The sequence below is a fragment of the Thalassospira sp. Z349TD_5 genome (assembly GCF_056173045.1).
Window position 1 is genome coordinate 2085968 of record NZ_CM149654.1, and the last position, 20176, is coordinate 2106143.

A 20176-nucleotide genomic window follows, 5' to 3' on the forward strand; every position below is an offset into this window, starting at 1 on the left:
TACAGATAAATTCCACATCAGGTGCCTTGTAATGCGTCAGGCATCAGGCGCCCGACAGTTGTGATGTCACCATTATCCGTGACACGGATCAGAATAATTTCGCCAGACTGTGGGTAAATCCCGGTCAGTGCCGTGATATTCACCTGATGGGTAACCATTAAGGCCTTCATGCCGGTCGGAAGACTGCCAAGGCGTTCAATCGTCTGATTGGTTTGGCTGTTTTGCATGCCACGGTCTGAGAAAAACGAATTAAGTGCTGGTTCTTCCTGAACGGCCCCCAGATCAAGCAGTGCTGCGGTTTCAAGGCACCGACACCACTGACTGCTCAGCACGATATCAATCGCAATGCCCTGCGCGCGGATAAGTGCCCCTGTGATGCGTGCCTGACTTTTTCCGGTGTCATCAAGATTACGCTGGGTGCTGCAATCGCCCAATTTAAATTGGGCGGGATCACCGGTTCCCGGCGCAATTGCATGGCGCATCAAGGCATGAACGCCCGGTTCGGCCAATATTTCCCATGGTTCTTGTGGGGATGATTGCGCATTGGTAGGCATTCGTCCGAGTGCTAGTACAACACAGACAGATACTATTGTGATGAGGATTGATCGCATGACACTTCACCTTCGCTGGTGACAAGGAGGTCTCCTTGATACCCGGTGACCTGTCATACGGATCAGTTGATATGCTTTGTCGCACGTGAGCAGGATCGTCAGATCACAGGTTTTGCGCAACGACTTGCGAGCAAGCAGGCCGTCCTGCGCATTGTATAGTGCCCTATGGCCTATGCCAAAGGGTCACGCCTTTGCATTAGTCGTAGAAACACGGCGACCTTCGTCGGTCAGTTTGCAGATCAGCCAATCGGGCTTGATCGGGTTGTCGAACCAAGGTGCCGCCCAGCCATGATCAATGCAGCTTTGGACTGTCTTGTCGCTGATCTGTTTGCCATTTTTGTCAAACAGTGGCAGCTTCCCGCCCGGCTGGCTCAGGCCCCGACGTAGCCATTCAAGCTGAACATCGGTTGGTTTTGAATGTTTTTTACCCGTCATCGGTACTCCCTGCACCGTTATGGTATCAGTGATATATTCAACATTGGATGCCATCAGTGTGGCGGATAATCAACTTTGGAGCAATCGCAATGACAGTAGATCACTTTCAGCCAAGCGAAATGTCATTTTTGTATGTCACCGTTCCGGATATGGACATGGCGCGTGTGATTGCGGGCGGTGCCATTGGCGAAAAATTGGCCGCATGCGCAAACGTGTTGCCCCAAATGACAGCTATTTACGAATGGGATGGGGATGTCGAAGAGGAAAGCGAACTTATTGTGATCCTTAAGACTGCAAAATCAACCGCATCTGCTCTGGCAAAATGGATCGAAGACAATCACCCGTATGAGGTACCTTGTATTCTTGAAATACCGCTTGGCCGGGGGAACCACGACTATGTCAGCTGGTTGCAAAAGCAGATGGGATCAAGATCACGGTTGATGTGATTGCATCGCAGCGATTTGCCCCCTAGGATGGCGCAAATTTAATCCATTAGGTGACGTGTTTTAATGAACCAGCTTACTAAAATGGCCCTTGAAATGGGGCCTTTGATTTTATTCTTTGCTGCCAATGCGACAACCAATCTGATGACGGCGACGGCTGTGTTCGTTGCCGCTACGGTTGTCGCCCTTAGCGTATCTTACATCATCGCGCGCACCATTCCGATTATGCCGCTTATTGGCGGTGCTTTCGTTATCGTGTTTGGTGGATTGACCCTTTATCTTGATGACGATCTGTTTATCAAAATCAAGCCGACGATTGTGAACCTGTTGTTTGCGGCAATCCTGTTTGGCGGCCTGATGGCCGGAAAGCTTTTTCTCAAGCTGGTTTTGGAAAGTGCGTTCAAGGCAACCGATGAAGGTTGGCGTATCCTGACGTGGCGCTGGGCGATCTTTTTCGTTGTTCTGGCGGTGATCAACGAAGTGGTCTGGCGCAACTTTTCGACCGACACATGGGTTGCGTTCAAGGTTTGGGGCATCATGCCGCTCACCATGGTGTTCGGCATGGCGCAAGTGCCGGTGCTGATGAAATATCAGTTACCAGAAGAAGAGGGCGACCCAGCGGCTTCCTGATCGATCGGACATAAAAATAGACAAAGGGGCAGGATTTATATCCTGCCCCTTTGTTGTTCAGCGAAAGGTGCTACGCGCGAACCCGGATGATTATGCGATCGGGAGTGCGATGCTGGCTGCTGCCTGTGCTGCGATGCCTTCTTCGCGACCGGTAAAGCCAAGTTTTTCGGTGGTGGTGGCTTTGACATTGACCCGGTCGATATCAATCGCAAGGATTTCTGCGACTTTCTGGCGCATCGCGTTTGTATGCGGTCCGATTTTAGGCCGTTCGCAAATCAACGTCAGATCGACATTCACAATCCTGCCGCCGCGTTGACGGACAAGCTCGGCTGCGTGCTTTAGAAAGATATCAGATGCCGCACCTTTCCATTTCATATCGCTGGGAGGGAAATGCTGGCCAATATCACCCGCACCAATCGCACCAAGGATCGCATCGGTTAAGGTATGCAGTCCGACATCGGCATCGGAATGCCCCTCAAGGCGGGCTGTGTGCGGTACTTTAACGCCACACAGGATACAATGGTCGCCCGGTGCAAACCGATGCACGTCAAAGCCGGTTCCCGCACGGTATTCTTCCTGTGGCATTGCCGTATCTTCCATTTTTTTCATTTCAGTGGGGGCGATCCAGTTCTGTGCCCGGCCAAAATCATCGCGCAGGGTGATCTTGTCATTCGCTGTTGCACCTTCGACGCAGACCACGTCCAGACCAAGTTGCTCGAGAAGGGACGCGTCATCGGTCTGTTCTTGACCCTCGAACTGCGAATGGGCATCCAAAATGGTCTTGAAGATAAACCCTTGCGGGGTCTGGGCACGGTGAAGGCTATCGCGCGAAATGGTGCGCAAAATGATATTGTTTTCATCTGTTTGCTTGATCGTGTCCGCGACGGGCAGGGTGGGTATGGCCCCGGCATGGGTTTCAAGGGCATGAAGAACACGCGAAATAACCGCATCGGAAATTCCCGGCCGGGCGGCATCATGGATCAAAACAACATCAGGCGATTTGCCCGCCAGTGCCCGCAAACCATTTAAAACGGATTGCTGGCGGGTTTGGCCACCGTTAACCGGCATTGGGATATCGGCTTTGCAGGCAACTTCGGACATTGCGTCCTCATACCAATCCTGATGGATTGGATTATAGACGATTTGAATAAGGTCTGCGGATGTATGACCGACAAAGCAATCAACGCAATGAGCCAGCAGGCTTTTGCCGCCAAGTTGGTGATATTGTTTTGGTAATGGGTCACCAAATCTGCTACCGCTGCCCGCAGCAACGATGACAACCCCGATTTTTTGGGTCATAAATATTATGCCGTCGCTTGTCTGAATTGCGCCGCAGGCTATCTTTATGCGGAGAATTTGCCAAGTCGGCATTTTGCCTATCGAGATCTTTCGATCAAGACAAACGGATCAACGGACCTTCCTATGCTGGCTGCATACATTCATATCTTGGCATTGTTACCGCTGACCGCGCAGATTTTGCGTCAGGAGCCGCGTCGCGACATATGGCTGTATGGGGCGATTTTCCTGGCCGCGATCGGGACAATGGTTTTGCTTGGCGTGACCGGTGAAGAAGTGCAGTCACGCGGATTTGCCGCAGCCCTGCACTGGTCCGAGCTTACCGTTATTGTGATATTCGGCGGATTGGTGATTTGCAAGGGTCCGCAACAGGTTTGGCGACTGGCGGGCTATATCGGCGGGTACTTGTTGCTGTTTGCGGTGTTGGCGGCTGTTTTCAGTGTGTTGTTGTATCGACATGAGCCGGCAACCGTTCACGGTCCTGCTTTATATTCGGGCTGGCTGTGGGCGCATATCGGCAGCTCGCTTGTGACCTATGCCCTTGTGACCTTGGCTGCGATTGCGGCAATGGCCTATGTTGTGCAGGAACATGCTCTCAAACATCGAAAACCGACACGATGGAGCCGTCGCTTGCCACCGCTTCGCGATAGTGAATACATGTTGGTTGGCTTTTTGAAATGGTCGGCATGGGTGTTGGTGATCGGCATTGTATCGGGCTTTGCGCTTCGTTATGTCGAAGGTAGCCCCATTTGGTCGATTGACCATAAAATGCTTTTGACCCTTCTGGGTTTTGCCACCATCTGCACGCTTATCTTTATCCACGAAAAGTCTACCTTGCGCGGTAGAATGGCTGTGCGCTTTGTTCTTGGGGCTTGGTTGCTGCTGACGCTGGCATTTCCGGGCGTTCGGTTTGTTACCGGTTATATCGTCGGCTGATCAGTGCGTAATTGCTGATCAGTGTGCGGTGCGATATGTCTCCGCCTTAAGTTCAACACCCCTTAAAACATCCCCTGTTTTCAGTATATTCCTGATCGTTTACGTGCTTTCGCACAACGTTATTTCAGATGATACGCTTAGAGTTGTTGCAACTGGGGGCCAGTTTTATTAATCTGCCCAAGTTTTAGGCAATCGGAATTCCTTCATGTCATTGCAGATTGGTTCTGTACACGTGCCAGAGAATGTCATTCTGGCACCCATGTCAGGTGTGACTGACCTTCCATTTCGACAGCAGGTCCGCCAATTTGGCGGACACCTTGTTGTGTCTGAAATGATTGCGTCAGACGCCATGATTCGCATCCAGCGCCACGATAAGGAAGTGCGCAAGATGCATGGAGATTGTGCAGCCGAAAGCCCGCTTTCCGTTCAACTGGCCGGGACAGAGCCCGAAGAAATGGCGCAAGCCGCCAAGATGAATGAAGCACGCGGTGCCATGATCATTGATATCAACATGGGCTGCCCGGCAAAGAAAGTGACCAAGGGATACGCGGGTTCGGCCTTGATGAGCGATGAATGCCTTGCAGCTGATATCATCAAGGCCACCGTGGATGCGGTGTCTGTTCCAGTGACGCTTAAAATGCGGTTGGGCTGGGACGATGATTGCCGGAATGCACCGGCTCTTGCCAAAATTGCCGAAGACCTCGGTATTGCGATGCTGACCATTCATGGTCGTACTCGGTGTCAGTTTTACAAAGGCGACGCGGATTGGGACGCTATTTCGCTGGTCAAGGATGCAGTTTCCATTCCTGTTATCGGCAATGGGGACGTTAACAGCGAAGAAGACGCTGCTGAACTTTTGAAACGTTCCGGTGCGGATGGTGTCATGATTGGGCGCGGTGCGCAGGGGCGGCCTTGGTTCCTTGAACAAGTTTCACATTATTTGAAAACCGGCGAGAAGCTGGCTGCACCATCACTGGCAGTCCAGCTTGAAACCATCCTGCGTCACTATGACGCGATGATCGCCCATCATGGTCGTCAGGGTGTCCGGATCGCGCGCAAACATCTGGCCTGGTATTGCAATAGCCTTCGCAACGCGACGGAATTTCGGCGTGTTGTCAATGTATTGGATGATCCAGATAAGGTGAAAGATCAAATCCGCGCTTTTTACGAGCCGCTGGTAGAAAACGAAATCAAACTCGATCGGCAAGCAGCCTGATCGTATTATAACAATAAAATGACGATGAAAATCGTTGGGGAAGAATTGAATGAGACTGGGATTTGGAAAAGGCAACGGGGTTGACCCGACGGGCGTACTTAACGCCATTGCGAGCGCCGTCGTCGTTGCCAACCGGGATGGTAATATCCGTTTTGTCAATCAGGCGACGGAACAGCTGTTTAACACCAGTGCAAGTGTTCTGTGCCGCACCAATCTGACGGACTATATTCCAGGTGATAGCCCGGTTTTTTCTTTGATCAGGCAGGCAATTGATGGCGCTACTTTGGTTGCAGACCACAATCTGATGATCGAAAGCCCGAAAATCGGTAAGCACACGGTCAATCTGACCGTCGGTTCGATGCCAGATGAAAGTGACTGTGCTGTTCTGACATTTGAACCACGCTCTATCGCGCAAAAAATTGACAATCAGCTGCTGAGCCGAAATTCTGCCCGCTCTGTCAGTGCCATGGCGGCCATCCTTGCCCATGAAATCAAAAACCCGCTTTCGGGTATTCGTGGCGCTGCACAACTGCTTGAACAGACAAGTAATGAGGATGACCGGGTTTTGACGCGTCTGATTTGCGATGAAGCCGACCGGATTGTTGACCTTGTCGACCGGATGGAGATTTTCTCTGACAAGCCGCTCGAACGTGGGGCTGTGAATATTCATACGGTTCTTGAGCACGTGCGTCGCCTGGCTGAAAATGGTTTTGGTAAACATCTGGTTTTCGAAGAGGTATATGATCCATCCTTGCCGCCGGTGTTTGGCAACCGCGATCAGCTTATTCAGGTGTTTCTCAATCTTTTGAAAAATGCTGGTGAGGCGGTCGATGCTGACGATGGTACGATCATCATTTCTACCCGCTATCAACACGGTGTCCGTCTTGCGGTTGCAGGTGCGGATGCGCGGGTGCATTTGCCGCTTGTCGTGTCGGTCCGCGACAATGGTCCGGGGATTTCGCCAGATATGCGCGAAAGCCTGTTTGACCCATTTGTGACAACAAAACCAACTGGTACGGGGCTTGGCCTTGCACTGGTGGCGAAAATTATTAATGACCATGGCGGCGTGATTGAGGTCAAGGATGTGCCGGGGGGCGGCGCTGAATTCCAGATCATGCTGCCGATATATAACCGCGCGCTGGCCGAAGATGTTGACGAGGGGGAAACAATGAAGAACAGGGGTGAAACCGTATGACCACGCGCCCGGCAAGAATTCTTGTAGCCGATGATGATCGTGCGATCCGTACAGTACTGACACAGGCGTTGTCCCGTCAGGGGCATGAAGTCCGCAGCACCGGCCATGGCCGCACACTTTGGGACTGGATTGCCGATGGGGATGGCGATCTGGTGATCACGGATGTGATGATGCCTGATGAAAACGGGCTGGATATGGTTCCGCGTATTCGCAAACTGCGCCCGGATCTGCGCGTGATTGTTATGAGCGCACAAAACACGCTTATGACTGCGGTTAAAGCTGCCCAGCGTGGTGCGTTTGAATACCTTCCAAAACCATTTGATCTCAACGAGTTGATAAGCATTGTTGATCGGGCACTCGAAACGCCGCAGCAAGACGAAAAACGTGCCGCCACAGATGAAGAAGGCGACGATCGCCTGCCGTTGATCGGCCGTTCGGCTGCAATGCAGGAAATTTATCGTGCGCTGGCGCGCTTGATGAATACCGACCTTACGGTGATGGTGACTGGCGAAAGCGGGACGGGTAAAGAACTTGTTGCACGTGCCTTGCATGAATACGGCGGACGCCGTCATGGACCGTTTGTTGCGATTAACATGGCGGCAATTCCGCGCGAATTGATCGAAAGCGAGCTGTTTGGTCACGAAAAGGGCGCCTTTACCGGTGCCAACGAACGCAAGGTTGGTCGGTTTGAACAGGCCGAGGGTGGAACACTGTTCCTTGATGAAATCGGTGACATGCCGCTGGAAGCCCAGACCCGACTTTTGCGCGTTTTGCAGGAAGGCGAATATACCCGTGTGGGTGGTCGTACACCAATCCGGGTTAATGTGCGCATTGTTGCGGCAACCCATCGTGATTTGCGCAAATTGATCCGCGAAGGAACCTTCCGCGAAGATTTGTTCTATCGCCTGAACGTTGTGCCGATCCGTTTGCCGTCCTTGCGCGAACGTCTGGAAGACATCCCGGAACTGGTTAATCATTTCCTGATGCAAGCCAGCGAAGAGGGACTACCGCGTAAAACCCTGTCATCAGACGCGATGGCACGGCTTAAGGCGCATCGCTGGCCGGGTAACATTCGCGAACTGGAAAATATGGTTCGCCGTCTTACCGCGCTTTATTCGCATGACGTGATCGGCGTTGATGTGATCGAGACCGAGTTTTCCGAAAACAGCCTCAATGATGCAGCGCCAAGTACCGAACCACAGTCGCTATCGGAATCGATCGAACGTCATGTGCGTGAGTATTTTGACGCCCATGATGAAGACTTGCCGTCTGCCGGGTTGTATGATCGCATCTTGCGCGAAATGGAACGTCCGCTTTTGAATATCACTCTTGAAGCGACCCGTGGAAATCAGGTCAAGGCGGCCGAAGTGCTTGGGTTGAACCGAAATACCCTGCGTAAGAAAATTCGTGATCTTGGGCTGGAAGTCGTGAGAGGCACGAAATGAATAATACCGACCGTTCGATCTCCAACCGTTTTTTACGGTCGGGCTTTGTACGGTTTCTGGGGCGGTTGGGCCAATCGCGCAGGTTTGCGTTTGGCTTGGTCGCAGCCGCACTCATATCGGTAACTGCAACCTATCTTGCGATGACGGGAACGGCGCCATTCCAGCCCGATCCGCGCCTGATCCTGTTGCTGTTGAATGCCGATCTGGTGCTGGTGTTGCTGCTGGCAACACTGGTGGCCCGGAAACTGGTGCAGATTTGGGTCGAACGTCGGCGTGGTGTTGCGGGCGCAAAGCTTCACACCCGTATGGTTCTGATGTTTTCGCTTGTGGCGGTGACGCCGGCGATTGTGGTTGCCGTCTTTTCGGCCTTGTTCCTGCATTTCGGGATTCAGGGCTGGTTTAGTGACCGGATCAGAACGGCGGTCGAAGAAAGCATGGTGATTGCGGATGCGTATCTTAAAGAGCATCAGGAATTGATCCGTGCCGACGTACTGGCAACGACCAACGATCTTCAACGTTTTGGTGTGAATTTCTCGACCAATGCGGATCGAATTTCCGATATTCTAACCGATCAGGCGCTGGCGCGTGGGTTGCCGGAGGTCTTGATGATTGATGGTTCCGGGCAGATTATTGCCCAGTCCGATTACAGTTTTTCGAATGATTTCGAATTAAAGAATATCCCACCGGAAGTTTTTGACGACGCACGGATCAAGGATGTGGTCCTGATGATCGGGTCGTCTGACAACCGGATCCGGGCGTTGGCAAAAATCCCAAGCTTTGTGGATGCATATTTGCTGGTCGGCCGGTTTGTTGATCCCAACGTTTTGGATCGCATTGACAAAGCGCGTCGTGCTGTTGACGCCTATGAAAGTCTCGAAGGCGAACGATCAGGGATTGTCATTACCTTTGTGATGATCTTTGTGTTGATCTCGGTTGTGTTGTTGCTGGCCGCGGTGACGCTTGGTCTTATGGTTGCCACCCGATTGGTGCAACCGGTGTCCCAGTTGATCATTGCTGCTGAGCGTGTGCGCGATGGTGACTTGACCTACCGTGTGCCACTCGACGGGCAGGGTGACGAACTCGAAGCGTTGTCGCGTGCCTTTAACCGAATGACCGCGCAGCTTGATACGCAACGCAATGAGTTGGTCGCGGCAAACCGGCTAAATGATGAGCGCCGCCGGTTTACCGAAGCGATCCTTGGCGGGGTAACTGCGGGTGTGATTGGCCTGGACCCTGAAAGCAATATCGAGCTACCGAACCGTAGTGCATCTGATCTACTGGGTGTAGACCTCGAAGATTATCTCGGTCAGAAGCTGAGCACTGTTATCCCCGAGTTTGCGCCGCTATTTGGCGATCTGACCCGTGATGGAGACCGCAGCAAGCCGCGCCAGATCGAAATTCGCCGAAATGGTGTCAATTTGACACTCTTGGCGCGTGTTACCGCGGAATGGGCCGACGATGGTGCTGTTTTCGGCTACGTCGTTACATTTGATGATGTTACCGAATTGCAAACTGCCCAGCGCATGGCCGCTTGGGCCGATGTTGCACGCCGTATCGCCCATGAGATCAAAAATCCGCTTACCCCGATCCAGCTCTCGGCTGAACGGCTTAAGCGGCGTTACCTCAAGCAGATTGGCGACGACAAGGAAGTCTTCCAGACCTGTACCGACACGATCATTCGTCAAGTATCTGACATTGGCCGTATGGTTGACGAGTTTTCCAGTTTCGCTCGAATGCCAACGCCCAAAATGCGTTCAGAGAAAATAACCGATCTTGTTAAGAGCGCTATTTTTCTTCAAAAACAGGCGCATACAAAGATTACGTATGACTTTGATTCGAATGCGTTTAGCGATCTGAAAATCTCATGTGATTCACGACAGGTGAACCAATGCCTGACAAATACGCTGAAGAACGCGGCTGAGGCAATTGATGGTCGCGATGGCAATGCCAGTGATCTGCCACCGGGGCGGATTGAAGTATCGATCACGCAATCAGATGAAACAAAACGCGTGTTTGTTGCGGTTTCCGATAATGGCCGTGGGCTTCCGGTTGAACATCGTGAACGTCTCACCGAACCGTATGTTACGACCCGTGCCAAGGGAACTGGACTTGGATTGGCGATCGTCAAGAAAATCATGGAAGATCATGGTGGAGAACTGATACTGTCTGACGGCGTTGATGCGGGGGCAACGGTTACGCTTTCCTTCCCGCTGGTTGTTGATCTTGCAACGGACGATCCAGCGGACGACGTACACTCCTAAGGCAGTTGATCCAATTGCCTGCCTTACAACGAAAACAGAAAATTGATTTGGTCACGATATGGCGCACGACATTCTGATTGTCGATGATGAACAAGATATCCGGGCACTTATTTCCGGTATTTTGGAAGACGAGGGCTATACCACACGACAAGCGGGTTCGAGTCAGGAAGCGCTGTCGCAGGTTTCTGCGCGTCGCCCCAGTCTGGTTGTGCTCGATATCTGGATGGATCAGAGCGATCACGATGGTATTGAGACGCTTAAGCTGATCAAACGTGAACACAGCGAAGTGCCTGTTGTGATGATTTCAGGCCACGGCAACATTGAAACCGCACTCGAAGCATCGCGTAGCGGTGCCTATGACTTCATTGAGAAGCCGTTTAATACGGATCGTCTGTTGCTGGTTGTCGAGCGCGCCATTGATGATGCGCGTCTTCGTCGTGAAAACCGTGAACTCACCCTTAAGGCTGGCGGTGACAACGAACTGATTGGCAAATCTTCTGCGGTTAATAACTTACGTCAGGCGGCCGAACGTGTTGCCAGAACGGGCAGTCGCGTCCTGATCAATGGACCAGCAGGGTCGGGCAAGGAAGTTATTGCGCGGCTTATCCATAAAAAATCAGCACGGTCAGAAGCCCCGTTTGTCGTATTGAACTGCGCAAATATCTCACCTGAAACGATGGAAGAATCCCTGTTTGGTGCGGAGGCGTCATCAGATCGCGACGCGCGTACCGGGGTTCTTGAACTGGCGCATGGCGGCACGCTTCTGCTTGATGAAGTGGCTGACATGCCCTTGGAAACGCAAGGAAAAATTGTCCGTGTTTTGCAGGATCAGACGTTTGAACGTGTCGGTGGTGCGCTTCCGGTAAGTGTCGATGTTCGTGTGATTGCGACAACGGCGCGTGATCTTGAAGCCCGTATTGCCGAGCAAACATTCCGTCAGGATCTTTATTATCGCTTGAACGTGGTTCCGCTTGATGTGCCATCACTTCAGCAACGTCGCGATGATATCCCCGAACTTGCCGAACGGTTTCTGGTGCGCTATGCCGAGGCCACTGGCCTTCCGCAACGTAAGCTTTCGCCAGAAGCCATGGCGACCCTTCACGCTTACGATTGGCCAGGGAATGTCCGGCAGCTTCGTAACGTCATTGAGCGTTTGATGATCATGGCGCCGGACGATAATACAACCGATATCATCACGGGCAAGATGCTGCCGTCAGAGCTGTTTTCGGACATGCCGACATCGCTAAGTTTTGACAAAACCAGTGAAATCATGGCATTGCCGCTGCGCGAAGCACGCGAGATGTTCGAAAAAGAATATCTGCAGACACAGATCGACCGGTTTGCGGGTAACATTTCCAAAACAGCGGCCTTTGTCGGGATGGAACGTTCCGCGTTGCATCGCAAACTTAAAAGTCTGGGTGTTGGGGGCTGATTTTCAGCCTGCTGATACCAGTCTTCGGACCAGTCTGATTACCAGTCGCGACATCGCAGGCTGCTGTGAACGGGAGAATACACGATGAAGGTCATCATTTGCGGGGCCGGGCAGGTGGGTTTCCACATTGCCAAATATCTGTCTGCAGAAAACAATGATGTAACCGTGATCGACCAGTCCGAAGAACTGGTGCGGAAAATTTCCGACACGCTAGAGGTCAAGGGCATTATCGGGTTTGGCTCACACCCCGATATTCTCCAGCAGGCCGGCGCAGAAGAAGCCGACATGCTGATTGCAGTGACCTTTGCTGACGAAGTCAACATGACAGCCTGTCAGGTCGCGCATTCGTTGTTCAACGTACCGACCAAGATCGCCCGTATCCGAAGCCAGACCTATTTGCAGCCGGAATGGGCCAGCTTGTTTGGCCGCGAAAAGCTGCCAATTGATGTAGTGATTTCACCGGAAATGGAAGTGGCCCGTGCCGTTGCACGCCGTCTGCAGGCGCCTGGTGCGTTCGACATGATCCCGTTTGCCGATGACAAGGTCAAAATCCTTGGCCTGCGGTGTAGCGAAGATTGCCCGGTGATCAATACGCCGCTGCGTCAGCTTCATCAGCTGTTCCCGGATTTGAATATTTCGATCCTTGGCATGATCCGAAACGACAAGCCGGTCTATCCCAAGGGCGATGATCAGATGCTGGCCGGTGACCTTGTGTATCTTGCGGTATCAAGCGATCAGGTGGATCGGGCAATGTCCGCATTCGGGCACGAAGACCCCGAAGCACGCCGTATTGTCATCTTTGGTGGAGGTAACATTGCGCTGTTCCTGGCCGAAGAAATCAACAAGAACTTCCCGGGCGTGACCACACGCCTTGTCGAGGCAGATGCCGAGCGCGCACGCTATGTCGCACAGAAGTTGCCAAAGAAAAGCGTGGTTTTGCACGGTGACGTTCTGGATCCAGAATTGCTTGAAGAAGCCAACGTCGGCAATGCCGAGGCCGTTGTTGCGCTTACCAACGATGACGAAACCAACATTCTGGCATCCCTTCTGGCAAAGCGGTATGGCTGCCCGCGTGCTCTGACGCTGATTAACAAAAGCACCTATAACTCGCTGGTGTCCGAACTGGGCGTTGATGTTGTCATCAGCCCGCGCATGACGACGGTGTCGACGATCCTGCATCATGTCCGCCGTGGGCGTATCCGTGCGGTTCATAGCCTGTCAGAGGGCTTTGGCGAGGTGCTTGAGGCTGAGGCACTTGAAACAGCACCGATTGTCGGTAAGGCAATTAAGGATATTGCCATGCCCGCCAGTGTGGTGTTTGGCGCAATCTTGCGAAATGGTGAAGTTGTCATGCCGCGTGCCAATACCGTGATCGAAGCGAATGATCGCATTGTTGTCTTTGCCGGGTCTGAGCAGATCAAAAAGGTCGAGAAAATGTTTGCTGTGCGTCTCGAATACTTCTGACCGGCATCGGGATTTTCGTTATCCTCATACAAATTGTATCCATCCAAGCTACCGGATTTCGTTATGTCTGATCAATTGCCCCATCGACCAAATGCCGTCCTGTTTGACTGGGACAATACCCTTGTTGATAGTTGGGGCACCATTCAGGCAGCCCTGAACATGACATTTGAAGAGTTCGACAAACCCAAATGGTCGCTTGATGAAACCAAGCAACGGGTTGCCCGATCGCTTCGTGACAGTTTCCCTGTTTTGTTTGGCGAAGATCGCTGGGAAGCGGCCAAGGATAGTTTTTACGCGCATTTTCGCAGCATTCACCTTGAAACGCTGACACCTTTGACCGGTGCCTATGATCTTTTGTGTGCGCTGCGTGAAAACGGGACCTACATCGGTGTCGTCAGCAACAAGAACGGCGACTTCTTGCGCAAAGAGGCCGAACATCTTGGCTGGACCGCGTTTTTTGGTCAAATTGTCGGGGCGACAGATGCGGCTAATGATAAACCTGCCGCCGATCCGGTGCATATGGCAATGGGCGACTCTTCGGCGCCGCAATATGAGAATCTCTGGTTTGTAGGCGATAGTGTTGTCGATATTCAATGCGCGCGCAACGTCGGGGCAACTGCAATCCTGATCGGGGATGAAATTACCGGACACAGTGATGCGCAGAATTCCGCGAATCTCGAACCTGATTGGCATTTCGCTGATTGCGAAGCGCTTGTAAGGGTTGTAAAAACCTTTACGAAAGTCTTATAGTTCAGGTTGGTCATTAAGATGGGGCTGGAACCGTGACGAACTTGACGTCGATGGTTCCGCATTTTGCTTGGCCGCCCGAAACTAAAAAAACGCTCATAAAAGAAGGCTAGGTCTAACCAATGGCGGAAAAATCACAAAATGTTCAGGACGTTTTCCTGAATTATTGCCGTAAAAACAAAACGCCGGTTACCGTGTTTCTGGTCAACGGAGTCAAATTGCAGGGTATTATCACCTGGTTTGACAATTTCTCTGTTTTGCTGCGGCGCGATGCTCACACCCAGCTCGTGTACAAACACGCGATCTCGACGGTAATGCCGACGACACCGATCAAACTGTTTGATCCGAGCCAGCCAGCAACGGAAGAAGAAAATAGCTGAAGAATCTTTGACGTCGGGGGGAGGCACTGAGCCGGAAGCCCCCCGAGTCCTCGTTTTCCACCCGGAACTAAAACGCGCGGACCAAAAAGCGTCCTGGCGCGACGCGTCGTCGCGTCTGGCCAAGTCAATCAGTTTGACTGGCGCGTTGGATTTTGAAGTGGTGGGCGCAGATATTGTGCCCATCGCAAAAGTACGCCCTTCTACCTTATTCGGGAAGGGCGTTACCGAACGGCTCGGTCTGCAGATCAAGGCAGAAGAAGCCGACATCGTTATGATCAATGGCCAACTTACCCCGATCCAGCAGCGTAACCTGGAGAAAGAGTGGAAGTGTAAGGTTATTGACCGTACCGGTCTGATCCTTGAGATTTTTGCGGACCGTGCGCGGACCCGTGAGGGACGCTTGCAGGTACAATTGGCCTTGCTGAGTTATCAGCGGTCACGACTGGTTCGCACGTGGACCCACCTTGAGCGTCAGCGAGGTGGTCGCGGCTTCCTTGCCGGCCCGGGTGAACGTCAGATTGAGATTGACCGTCGTTTGATTGGTGACAAGCTTGCCAAACTTCGGCGTGAGCTTGAGGAAGTTAAACGAACACGTGAGCTTCACCGCGAAGCACGTCGCCGTGTGCCATATCCTATTGTGGCTTTGGTGGGCTATACCAACTCCGGAAAATCGACGCTGTTTAATCAGCTGACCACGTCCGAAGTGCTTGCCGAGGACATGCTATTTGCAACTCTTGATCCGACCATGCGCGGTCTGATCTTGCCAAGTGGACGCAAGGTCATTCTGTCAGACACTGTCGGATTTGTTTCCGATTTGCCGCACGATCTGGTGGCAGCATTCCGTGCAACACTTGAAGAAGTGCTTGAAGCGGATTTGATTGTCCATGTCCGTGATGTGGCTTCGGCAGAAACCGAAGAGCAAAGGCTTGACGTGCTTGAAGTTCTTAAGGAACTTGGGCTGCAAAAGGCAATTGACGGCGAAGAACTTGTTGAAGCGCTTAACAAGATTGACCAGCTTAAAGGTGATGACCTGCAGGCGGTGAACGAGTCAGCGGCGCGCCACGACAACACGATCGCCATTTCGGCCATCAAAGGCACGAATTGCGATGCGCTTCTGGGCTTGGTTGAAGACCGGCTTACGGAACATATGCCGGTGTTTGAGCTGTGCGTGCCGTATTCGGATGGCAAATCGCTTGCACGCCTTTATGAACATGGTGAAGTTCTTCAGCGCACAGAAGGCGATGACGGCATTGCCATTCAGGTGCGGATAGATTCTACGCGGGTGGGGCGGTTTGAAGACTGGTGTGCTAAATCTGGTTTTGAAATACACGTTGTCTGATTGTCGTTAAACGCCAGAAGGAGAAGTTGCGTGTTGGTGAAAGTCGATATTGAAAAAGTAACCGGTATCATCCGGGAAGTATCGGCTGCTGAAATTGCCCCGCGCTTTGGCCAACTGGCCGATGAAGATATCGAGGCCAAAACCCACGCGCTTGATCTGGTGACCATCGCCGATACAGAAGCCGAACGCGTTTTAACTGCCCGGTTAACCGACCTGTTACCGGGCAGTATCGCCTTGGGCGAAGAGGCCGCACATGCCGATCCGAAATTGCAGGACCATGCATTTGCGGCATCCGATCCCGTCTGGATCATTGATCCAGTCGATGGCACCAAAAACTTTGCCCACAATCGTCAACCGTTTCGCTGCATGGTTGGTTTGTATGTTGCGGGTGAAACGGTTGCGGCATGGATTGTTGACCCGATTGAGGGAACCGCAACCGTGGCCGAAAAGGGTGCTGGAACGTGCTATCAGGGTAGCCCTGTTTCGGTGCGATCCCACATCACAAAAGCCTGCGATGCCAAAGGATTTCTGATTTCCTATGCGCGTGACCGTCTTGTAAGCCATTACGGCCATATCGATTTCTTTGACACTGTTGCGCATTATTCATGCTGCGGGGCTGAGTATGAAGAATTGGCACGTGGTGATTTCGATTTTTGCGCCTATCGGACTCTAAAGCCTTGGGACCACGCGCCGGGCACGCTTTTGGTGCGCGAAGCTGGTGGGTATGCCCGCTATATTACCGCAGACCGTAGTAATGAATATAACGCCAATACAGAGGCCCCCGGACTTTTGTGTGCCAGTTCCGAAGACCTGTGGTCTGAGATGAATGAAATTCTTCTGCCGCTCTTTTCGTAAGTCGATCCGAGCCACGGCTTGACGCAAGATCGCAAGATTTGTCAAATCGACGCGTGTTAGCGTTTTCAAAGTGCACAACAAATTGCATGAGAGAACGATGAACAAATTACATGCCCAACGCTCCTACCAAGACCGCCTTTCCCGCGTACAGGCCCACATCCATGACCATCTTTCTGACGAACTTGATTTAAATCGACTGGCCGAAATTGCCTGTATGTCGCCAACGCATTGGCATCGCATTTATCACGGTGTGTTTGGTGAAACCGTCGCCGCGACGGTAAAGCGCGTTCGCCTTCATAGCGCGGCCGGGATGCTAGCAAACAGTGCAATTCAGATTGATGAGATCGCCAAACGATGTGGTTATCCCAATATACAATCTTTCACCCGAATATTCTCTGACAGCTATGGGATGCCACCGGCGCGCTATGGCAAGGAAGGCAGCCATCGCCAATTCCATGACGCCCTTGAAGAGCAGCGTGAAAGCGTCTGTGGTCCTTGGACTGTCGAAATACGCGATGTGCCTGAAATGTCGCTTTTGACCATCGATCACCACGGATCATTCATGCAAATTGGCGAAGCATTTGATCGCCTGTTTGGGTGGCTTGCGGTGCGTGACCTGATTGAGCCAAATGTCAGACTTATTGGCGTGTATCACACCGACCCAGATGCCTTTACCGAAAACGATCTGTTCTCAAAGGCGGGTGCGCTACTTGATCAGACGGAATCAATTACGATTGAGGCGCCGGTTGAACGCACAGTGGTGGAGGCCGGAAGATACGCATGCCTGCGGTATAAGGGACCATATGCTGATATGAAGTCAGCTTATTTATGGTTATTTGGCAAATGGTTGCCCCAGTCTGGTGAAGAAGTACGCGAGGGCCCCGTGTTCGAGGAATATTTGAACAACCCGCGTGAAACGGCACCAACCGAGCTTTTGACCGAGATTTATATGCCGCTTGAAGGTTGACGCACATATTATATGAAGGGGCAGGTGTCGTGCCGGTGCACTTATGCCTGACCCCGTTCAACCTTCTTTGCCTTATTCCAAAGCGCGTCCATTTCTTGCAAATCGGACTGTGACGCGGTGCGGCTGTCTTTCGCCAGTTCATCTTCGATGAAGTGGAAGCGACGGGTGAATTTATGGTTCGCGCGCCGCAGGGCGACTTCGGGATCGACGCCAAGCTTACGACCAAGGTTTGCCATGACAAATAACATGTCGCCCAGTTCATCCTCGATACGGTCCTGATCGGGGTTTTCGGTCATTTCGGCTTTAAGCTCGTCAATTTCTTCATGAAGCTTGTCAAACACTTCATCCGTACTTGGCCAGTCAAAGCCAACACGTGCAGCACGTTTGGTCAGCTTTTCAGCCCGCATGAGTGCGGGGAGGGCGCTGGCAACACCGTCAAGCGCGCTGTGACGGTCGTGACCCTTGGTTTCGGCCTTTTGCGCCCGTTCGGCAGCCTTGATTTTCTCCCACGTCTGGTTGACGCCATCGGTTGTAGTGGCGTTTCCGTTGCCAAATACATGGGGATGGCGGCTGATCATTTTCTCATTGATGCTGTTGGCGACATCTTCGAAGGTGAAATGACCTTCTTCCTGTGCCATCTGCGCATGGAAAACCACCTGCAACAGCAAATCCCCCAACTCATCGCGAAGTTCGTTCATATCACCATCGGCAATGGCGTCGGCAACTTCATAGGCTTCTTCGATGGTGTAGGGGGCGATGGTCGAAAAATCCTGTTCCAGATCCCAAGGACACCCGCCATCCGGGTCGCGCAGCTTGGCCATAATATCAAGAAGGTCGTTAATCGCTTTGCTGTTATGAGTGCTCATGCGGGCTTTCCTGAGAAACGGGCTTTGGACTGGAATAGACAGATAAGTCCTATCGCGACGCACCATCTCTGACAATGGCAAGTATGGGGTTGGCACAAAACAAAACCCGCAGGCTTTTGCAAGCACTGCGGGTTCTGATGTGATGTTCGGATGCCTTAAGGCTTATGCAGCCTTAAGCTTGTCCTGTTTGTTAGCGCTATCATTCTTGGTCTTTTTGTCTGACGCGCCTTCTTCTTTTTTACCTTCAACAAGACCGCGATGCAGGGCAACGATTGCCTTGTTGAAATCGCCTTCTGCCACAACAAACTGCAGATCGACGCGACGGCTCGGGAAGTGCGAGGCAACCAGTTCGACGCCTGCCTTATCAAGGACTGTCACAGCACGTGCAAACAGGCCAGGCTGATCGATATTGGCGCCAATTACCGAAACAATCGCGACCTTACGGGTCTGAACGGTTGCTTCAGGGTGCTTTTCCTCGATCTCGTCAACACAACGACGGATCTGCTTGAGCGGTGCTGATACATAATGCGTAATTGTATTGGCGTTCAGGTTCTTGGTGACGGTCGGAACCTTATAACGTTTAAGCACGCTAAGGATTGATTCCTCGCTGCCCGGAATGCCCACCATATCCTGATTGAAAACTTCAATCTCGAACGCGGTCGGAACGCCAGTGACAATCTCAACCCGGCTGTTTTCAGGATCCCAATGATCGTCAATGACCGTACCGGGATGTTCCGGTTCAAAGGTATTGGCGATACGCAGCGGAATGTCGTTCTGACGCAAACCCTTGGCTGCACGTGGGTGGATAGCTTCCATCCCCATGTTTGACAGCTGATCAGCCACATCATAGCTCGTGCGGCCAATTGGGCGCACAGCATCTTCGCCGACGATGCGCGGATCAGCACTTGAGAGGTGGAATTCCTTGTGAATGATCGCTTCTCGCGCCTGTGTCAGGCATGCAATGCGTGAGAAGGTGACTTCACTATAGCCGCGGCCATAGATGCTCATCAGGCCTTCGCTGCACTGGGCATAGCCGGTTGCAATCGCAAGCTGGCTGCCAAGGTCAATGTCGTCGAAGACTTTTGAAATGCGACCATCAAGGGTTGATGCTTCTGGCTCACGCCACCCCGAAAGGTCGGCGAACACAGCATTCACGCCCTTGGCACGCAGCAGCAACATGGTGTTGTGCGCACTATGGGACTCACCAATGGCAGACAGCATCTCACGAACGGTCAACAGGTGCTTTTCAAGTTTGAAATGCCCAAAGCTGCATAGGCGATGGAGGTCCATCAAGCAGCTGCGCGTACCTTCAACGCGTTCCTGAACAAAGGCATTGGCCAGTTTCAGTTCGGGCGCATCGCCAAAGATTTCTTCGTTGATGGCACACATTTTCTCGGAAACTTTGGTCAGAGAATCGCCCCAAGCCCAATCGGTTTCCGATCCGGCATAAAGCTGATAGACGCCTGCTTCACCGGTTTTCTTGTTTTCCAGCAGAAGGTCGGTGAACCCGCCATAAGCTGAAACGACAAAGACCCGATTATACAGTTCTTCTTCGCTACGATTGCCGACCAGAATGTTGTCCATGACCGCTTCAACCTGGGTCATCGACGTACCACCGATCTTGTGAACGCTATGCCCAGCGTCCGTTTTTTTCTGGG

At 52.3% G+C, this 20176-nt stretch carries 19 protein-coding genes; 14 read left to right on the top strand and 5 right to left on the bottom strand.

All coding sequences use genetic code 11. The features are described 5' to 3' along the window. Positions 1-17: 17 nt before the first annotated feature. The gene (locus tag AC0VXT_RS09460; RefSeq protein WP_475548398.1) at positions 18-554 is read right to left on the bottom strand and encodes a histidine phosphatase family protein; all 537 of its coding nucleotides are present in this window, start codon (positions 552-554) and stop codon (positions 18-20) included. A 240-nt stretch (positions 555-794) separates the two neighbouring features. Further along, entirely contained in the window at positions 795-1046 is a 252-nt protein-coding gene (locus AC0VXT_RS09465; RefSeq protein ID WP_102782752.1) for a hypothetical protein, read from the bottom strand. Between the two features lie 89 nt (positions 1047-1135). Between AC0VXT_RS09465 and cutA the strand changes: the two genes are divergently transcribed. Further along, positions 1136-1492 carry a divalent-cation tolerance protein CutA gene (gene cutA / locus AC0VXT_RS09470; RefSeq protein WP_475548399.1) on the top strand — a complete coding sequence of 119 codons (357 nt, stop codon included), beginning with the start codon at positions 1136-1138 and terminating at the stop codon, positions 1490-1492. A 63-nt stretch (positions 1493-1555) separates the two neighbouring features. Next, positions 1556-2119: a septation protein A gene (locus AC0VXT_RS09475; RefSeq protein ID WP_475548400.1), complete on the top strand. Its 564-nt coding sequence runs from the start codon at positions 1556-1558 to the stop codon at positions 2117-2119. A gap of 90 nt (positions 2120-2209) precedes the next feature. Here AC0VXT_RS09475 and AC0VXT_RS09480 read toward each other — a convergent pair whose 3' ends face one another. Beyond that, complete coding sequence (locus AC0VXT_RS09480) at positions 2210-3418, bottom strand: bifunctional 2-C-methyl-D-erythritol 4-phosphate cytidylyltransferase/2-C-methyl-D-erythritol 2,4-cyclodiphosphate synthase (protein ID WP_475548401.1); 1209 nt, start codon at positions 3416-3418, stop codon at positions 2210-2212. Positions 3419-3541: 123 nt separating this feature from the next. Between AC0VXT_RS09480 and AC0VXT_RS09485 the strand changes: the two genes are divergently transcribed. The 12 genes from AC0VXT_RS09485 to AC0VXT_RS09540 all read left to right on the top strand — a co-directional run bounded on the left by AC0VXT_RS09485 (position 3542) and on the right by AC0VXT_RS09540 (position 17652). Next, complete coding sequence (locus AC0VXT_RS09485; RefSeq protein WP_475548402.1) at positions 3542-4351, top strand: cytochrome C assembly family protein; 810 nt, start codon at positions 3542-3544, stop codon at positions 4349-4351. Between the two features lie 205 nt (positions 4352-4556). Continuing rightward, on the top strand, positions 4557-5567 hold the full coding sequence (gene dusB, locus AC0VXT_RS09490) for a tRNA dihydrouridine synthase DusB (protein WP_475548403.1): 1011 nt from the start codon (positions 4557-4559) through the stop codon (positions 5565-5567). Between the two features lie 49 nt (positions 5568-5616). Continuing rightward, positions 5617-6762, top strand: a complete 1146-nt coding sequence (locus AC0VXT_RS09495) for a two-component system sensor histidine kinase NtrB (RefSeq protein WP_022732256.1) — start codon at positions 5617-5619, stop codon at positions 6760-6762. Continuing rightward, positions 6759-8207, top strand: coding sequence for a nitrogen regulation protein NR(I) (ntrC, locus tag AC0VXT_RS09500; RefSeq protein ID WP_022732255.1), 1449 nt, complete (start codon positions 6759-6761; stop codon positions 8205-8207). Before AC0VXT_RS09495 ends, ntrC begins: the two co-directional genes overlap by 4 nt. Then, positions 8204-10468, top strand: a complete 2265-nt coding sequence (locus AC0VXT_RS09505; RefSeq protein ID WP_475548404.1) for a sensor histidine kinase NtrY-like — start codon at positions 8204-8206, stop codon at positions 10466-10468. Before ntrC ends, AC0VXT_RS09505 begins: the two co-directional genes overlap by 4 nt. A gap of 58 nt (positions 10469-10526) precedes the next feature. Further along, entirely contained in the window at positions 10527-11900 is a 1374-nt protein-coding gene (ntrX, locus tag AC0VXT_RS09510; protein ID WP_475548405.1) for a nitrogen assimilation response regulator NtrX, read from the top strand. A gap of 84 nt (positions 11901-11984) precedes the next feature. After that, complete coding sequence (trkA, locus tag AC0VXT_RS09515; RefSeq protein WP_022732252.1) at positions 11985-13364, top strand: Trk system potassium transporter TrkA; 1380 nt, start codon at positions 11985-11987, stop codon at positions 13362-13364. Between the two features lie 63 nt (positions 13365-13427). Then, positions 13428-14114, top strand: coding sequence for an HAD family hydrolase (locus tag AC0VXT_RS09520; protein WP_430470304.1), 687 nt, complete (start codon positions 13428-13430; stop codon positions 14112-14114). Between the two features lie 119 nt (positions 14115-14233). Next, the gene (hfq, locus tag AC0VXT_RS09525; RefSeq protein WP_008891082.1) at positions 14234-14491 is read left to right on the top strand and encodes an RNA chaperone Hfq; all 258 of its coding nucleotides are present in this window, start codon (positions 14234-14236) and stop codon (positions 14489-14491) included. 7 nt (positions 14492-14498) lie between these two features. Continuing rightward, entirely contained in the window at positions 14499-15830 is a 1332-nt protein-coding gene (hflX, locus tag AC0VXT_RS09530) for a GTPase HflX (protein ID WP_475548406.1), read from the top strand. A 30-nt stretch (positions 15831-15860) separates the two neighbouring features. Beyond that, positions 15861-16685, top strand: a complete 825-nt coding sequence (locus AC0VXT_RS09535) for an inositol monophosphatase family protein (protein WP_475548407.1) — start codon at positions 15861-15863, stop codon at positions 16683-16685. 97 nt (positions 16686-16782) lie between these two features. Next, positions 16783-17652 carry an AraC family transcriptional regulator gene (locus AC0VXT_RS09540; protein WP_475548408.1) on the top strand — a complete coding sequence of 290 codons (870 nt, stop codon included), beginning with the start codon at positions 16783-16785 and terminating at the stop codon, positions 17650-17652. 41 nt (positions 17653-17693) lie between these two features. Here the strand turns inward: AC0VXT_RS09540 and mazG are convergent, their stop codons facing one another. Together mazG and AC0VXT_RS09550 are read right to left on the bottom strand one after the other, a co-directional pair. Further along, entirely contained in the window at positions 17694-18518 is an 825-nt protein-coding gene (gene mazG / locus AC0VXT_RS09545; RefSeq protein ID WP_475548409.1) for a nucleoside triphosphate pyrophosphohydrolase, read from the bottom strand. A 162-nt stretch (positions 18519-18680) separates the two neighbouring features. Continuing rightward, on the bottom strand, positions 18681-20123 hold the full coding sequence (locus AC0VXT_RS09550; protein ID WP_475548410.1) for an aspartate kinase: 1443 nt from the start codon (positions 20121-20123) through the stop codon (positions 18681-18683). Positions 20124-20176 lie beyond the last annotated feature (53 nt).

Excerpts from the sequence above, each read along its gene's own strand:
- AC0VXT_RS09505 (WP_475548404.1), top strand. The coding sequence starts at position 8,204 with ATGAATAATACCGACCGTTCGATCTCCAACCGTTTTTTACGGTCGGGC.
- AC0VXT_RS09475 (WP_475548400.1), top strand. The coding sequence starts at position 1,556 with ATGAACCAGCTTACTAAAATGGCCCTTGAAATGGGGCCTTTGATTTTA.
- AC0VXT_RS09465 (WP_102782752.1), bottom strand. The coding sequence starts at position 1,046 with ATGACGGGTAAAAAACATTCAAAACCAACCGATGTTCAGCTTGAATGG.
- ntrX (WP_475548405.1), top strand. The coding sequence starts at position 10,527 with ATGGCGCACGACATTCTGATTGTCGATGATGAACAAGATATCCGGGCA.
- AC0VXT_RS09520 (WP_430470304.1), top strand. The coding sequence starts at position 13,428 with ATGTCTGATCAATTGCCCCATCGACCAAATGCCGTCCTGTTTGACTGG.
- cutA (WP_475548399.1), top strand. The coding sequence starts at position 1,136 with ATGACAGTAGATCACTTTCAGCCAAGCGAAATGTCATTTTTGTATGTC.
- AC0VXT_RS09460 (WP_475548398.1), bottom strand. The coding sequence starts at position 554 with ATGCCTACCAATGCGCAATCATCCCCACAAGAACCATGGGAAATATTG.
- AC0VXT_RS09540 (WP_475548408.1), top strand. The coding sequence starts at position 16,783 with ATGAACAAATTACATGCCCAACGCTCCTACCAAGACCGCCTTTCCCGC.
- AC0VXT_RS09485 (WP_475548402.1), top strand. The coding sequence starts at position 3,542 with ATGCTGGCTGCATACATTCATATCTTGGCATTGTTACCGCTGACCGCG.
- ntrC (WP_022732255.1), top strand. The coding sequence starts at position 6,759 with ATGACCACGCGCCCGGCAAGAATTCTTGTAGCCGATGATGATCGTGCG.
- AC0VXT_RS09495 (WP_022732256.1), top strand. The coding sequence starts at position 5,617 with ATGAGACTGGGATTTGGAAAAGGCAACGGGGTTGACCCGACGGGCGTA.
- hfq (WP_008891082.1), top strand. The coding sequence starts at position 14,234 with ATGGCGGAAAAATCACAAAATGTTCAGGACGTTTTCCTGAATTATTGC.
- trkA (WP_022732252.1), top strand. The coding sequence starts at position 11,985 with ATGAAGGTCATCATTTGCGGGGCCGGGCAGGTGGGTTTCCACATTGCC.
- mazG (WP_475548409.1), bottom strand. The coding sequence starts at position 18,518 with ATGAGCACTCATAACAGCAAAGCGATTAACGACCTTCTTGATATTATG.
- dusB (WP_475548403.1), top strand. The coding sequence starts at position 4,557 with ATGTCATTGCAGATTGGTTCTGTACACGTGCCAGAGAATGTCATTCTG.
- AC0VXT_RS09550 (WP_475548410.1), bottom strand. The coding sequence starts at position 20,123 with ATGACCCAGGTTGAAGCGGTCATGGACAACATTCTGGTCGGCAATCGT.
- AC0VXT_RS09480 (WP_475548401.1), bottom strand. The coding sequence starts at position 3,418 with ATGACCCAAAAAATCGGGGTTGTCATCGTTGCTGCGGGCAGCGGTAGC.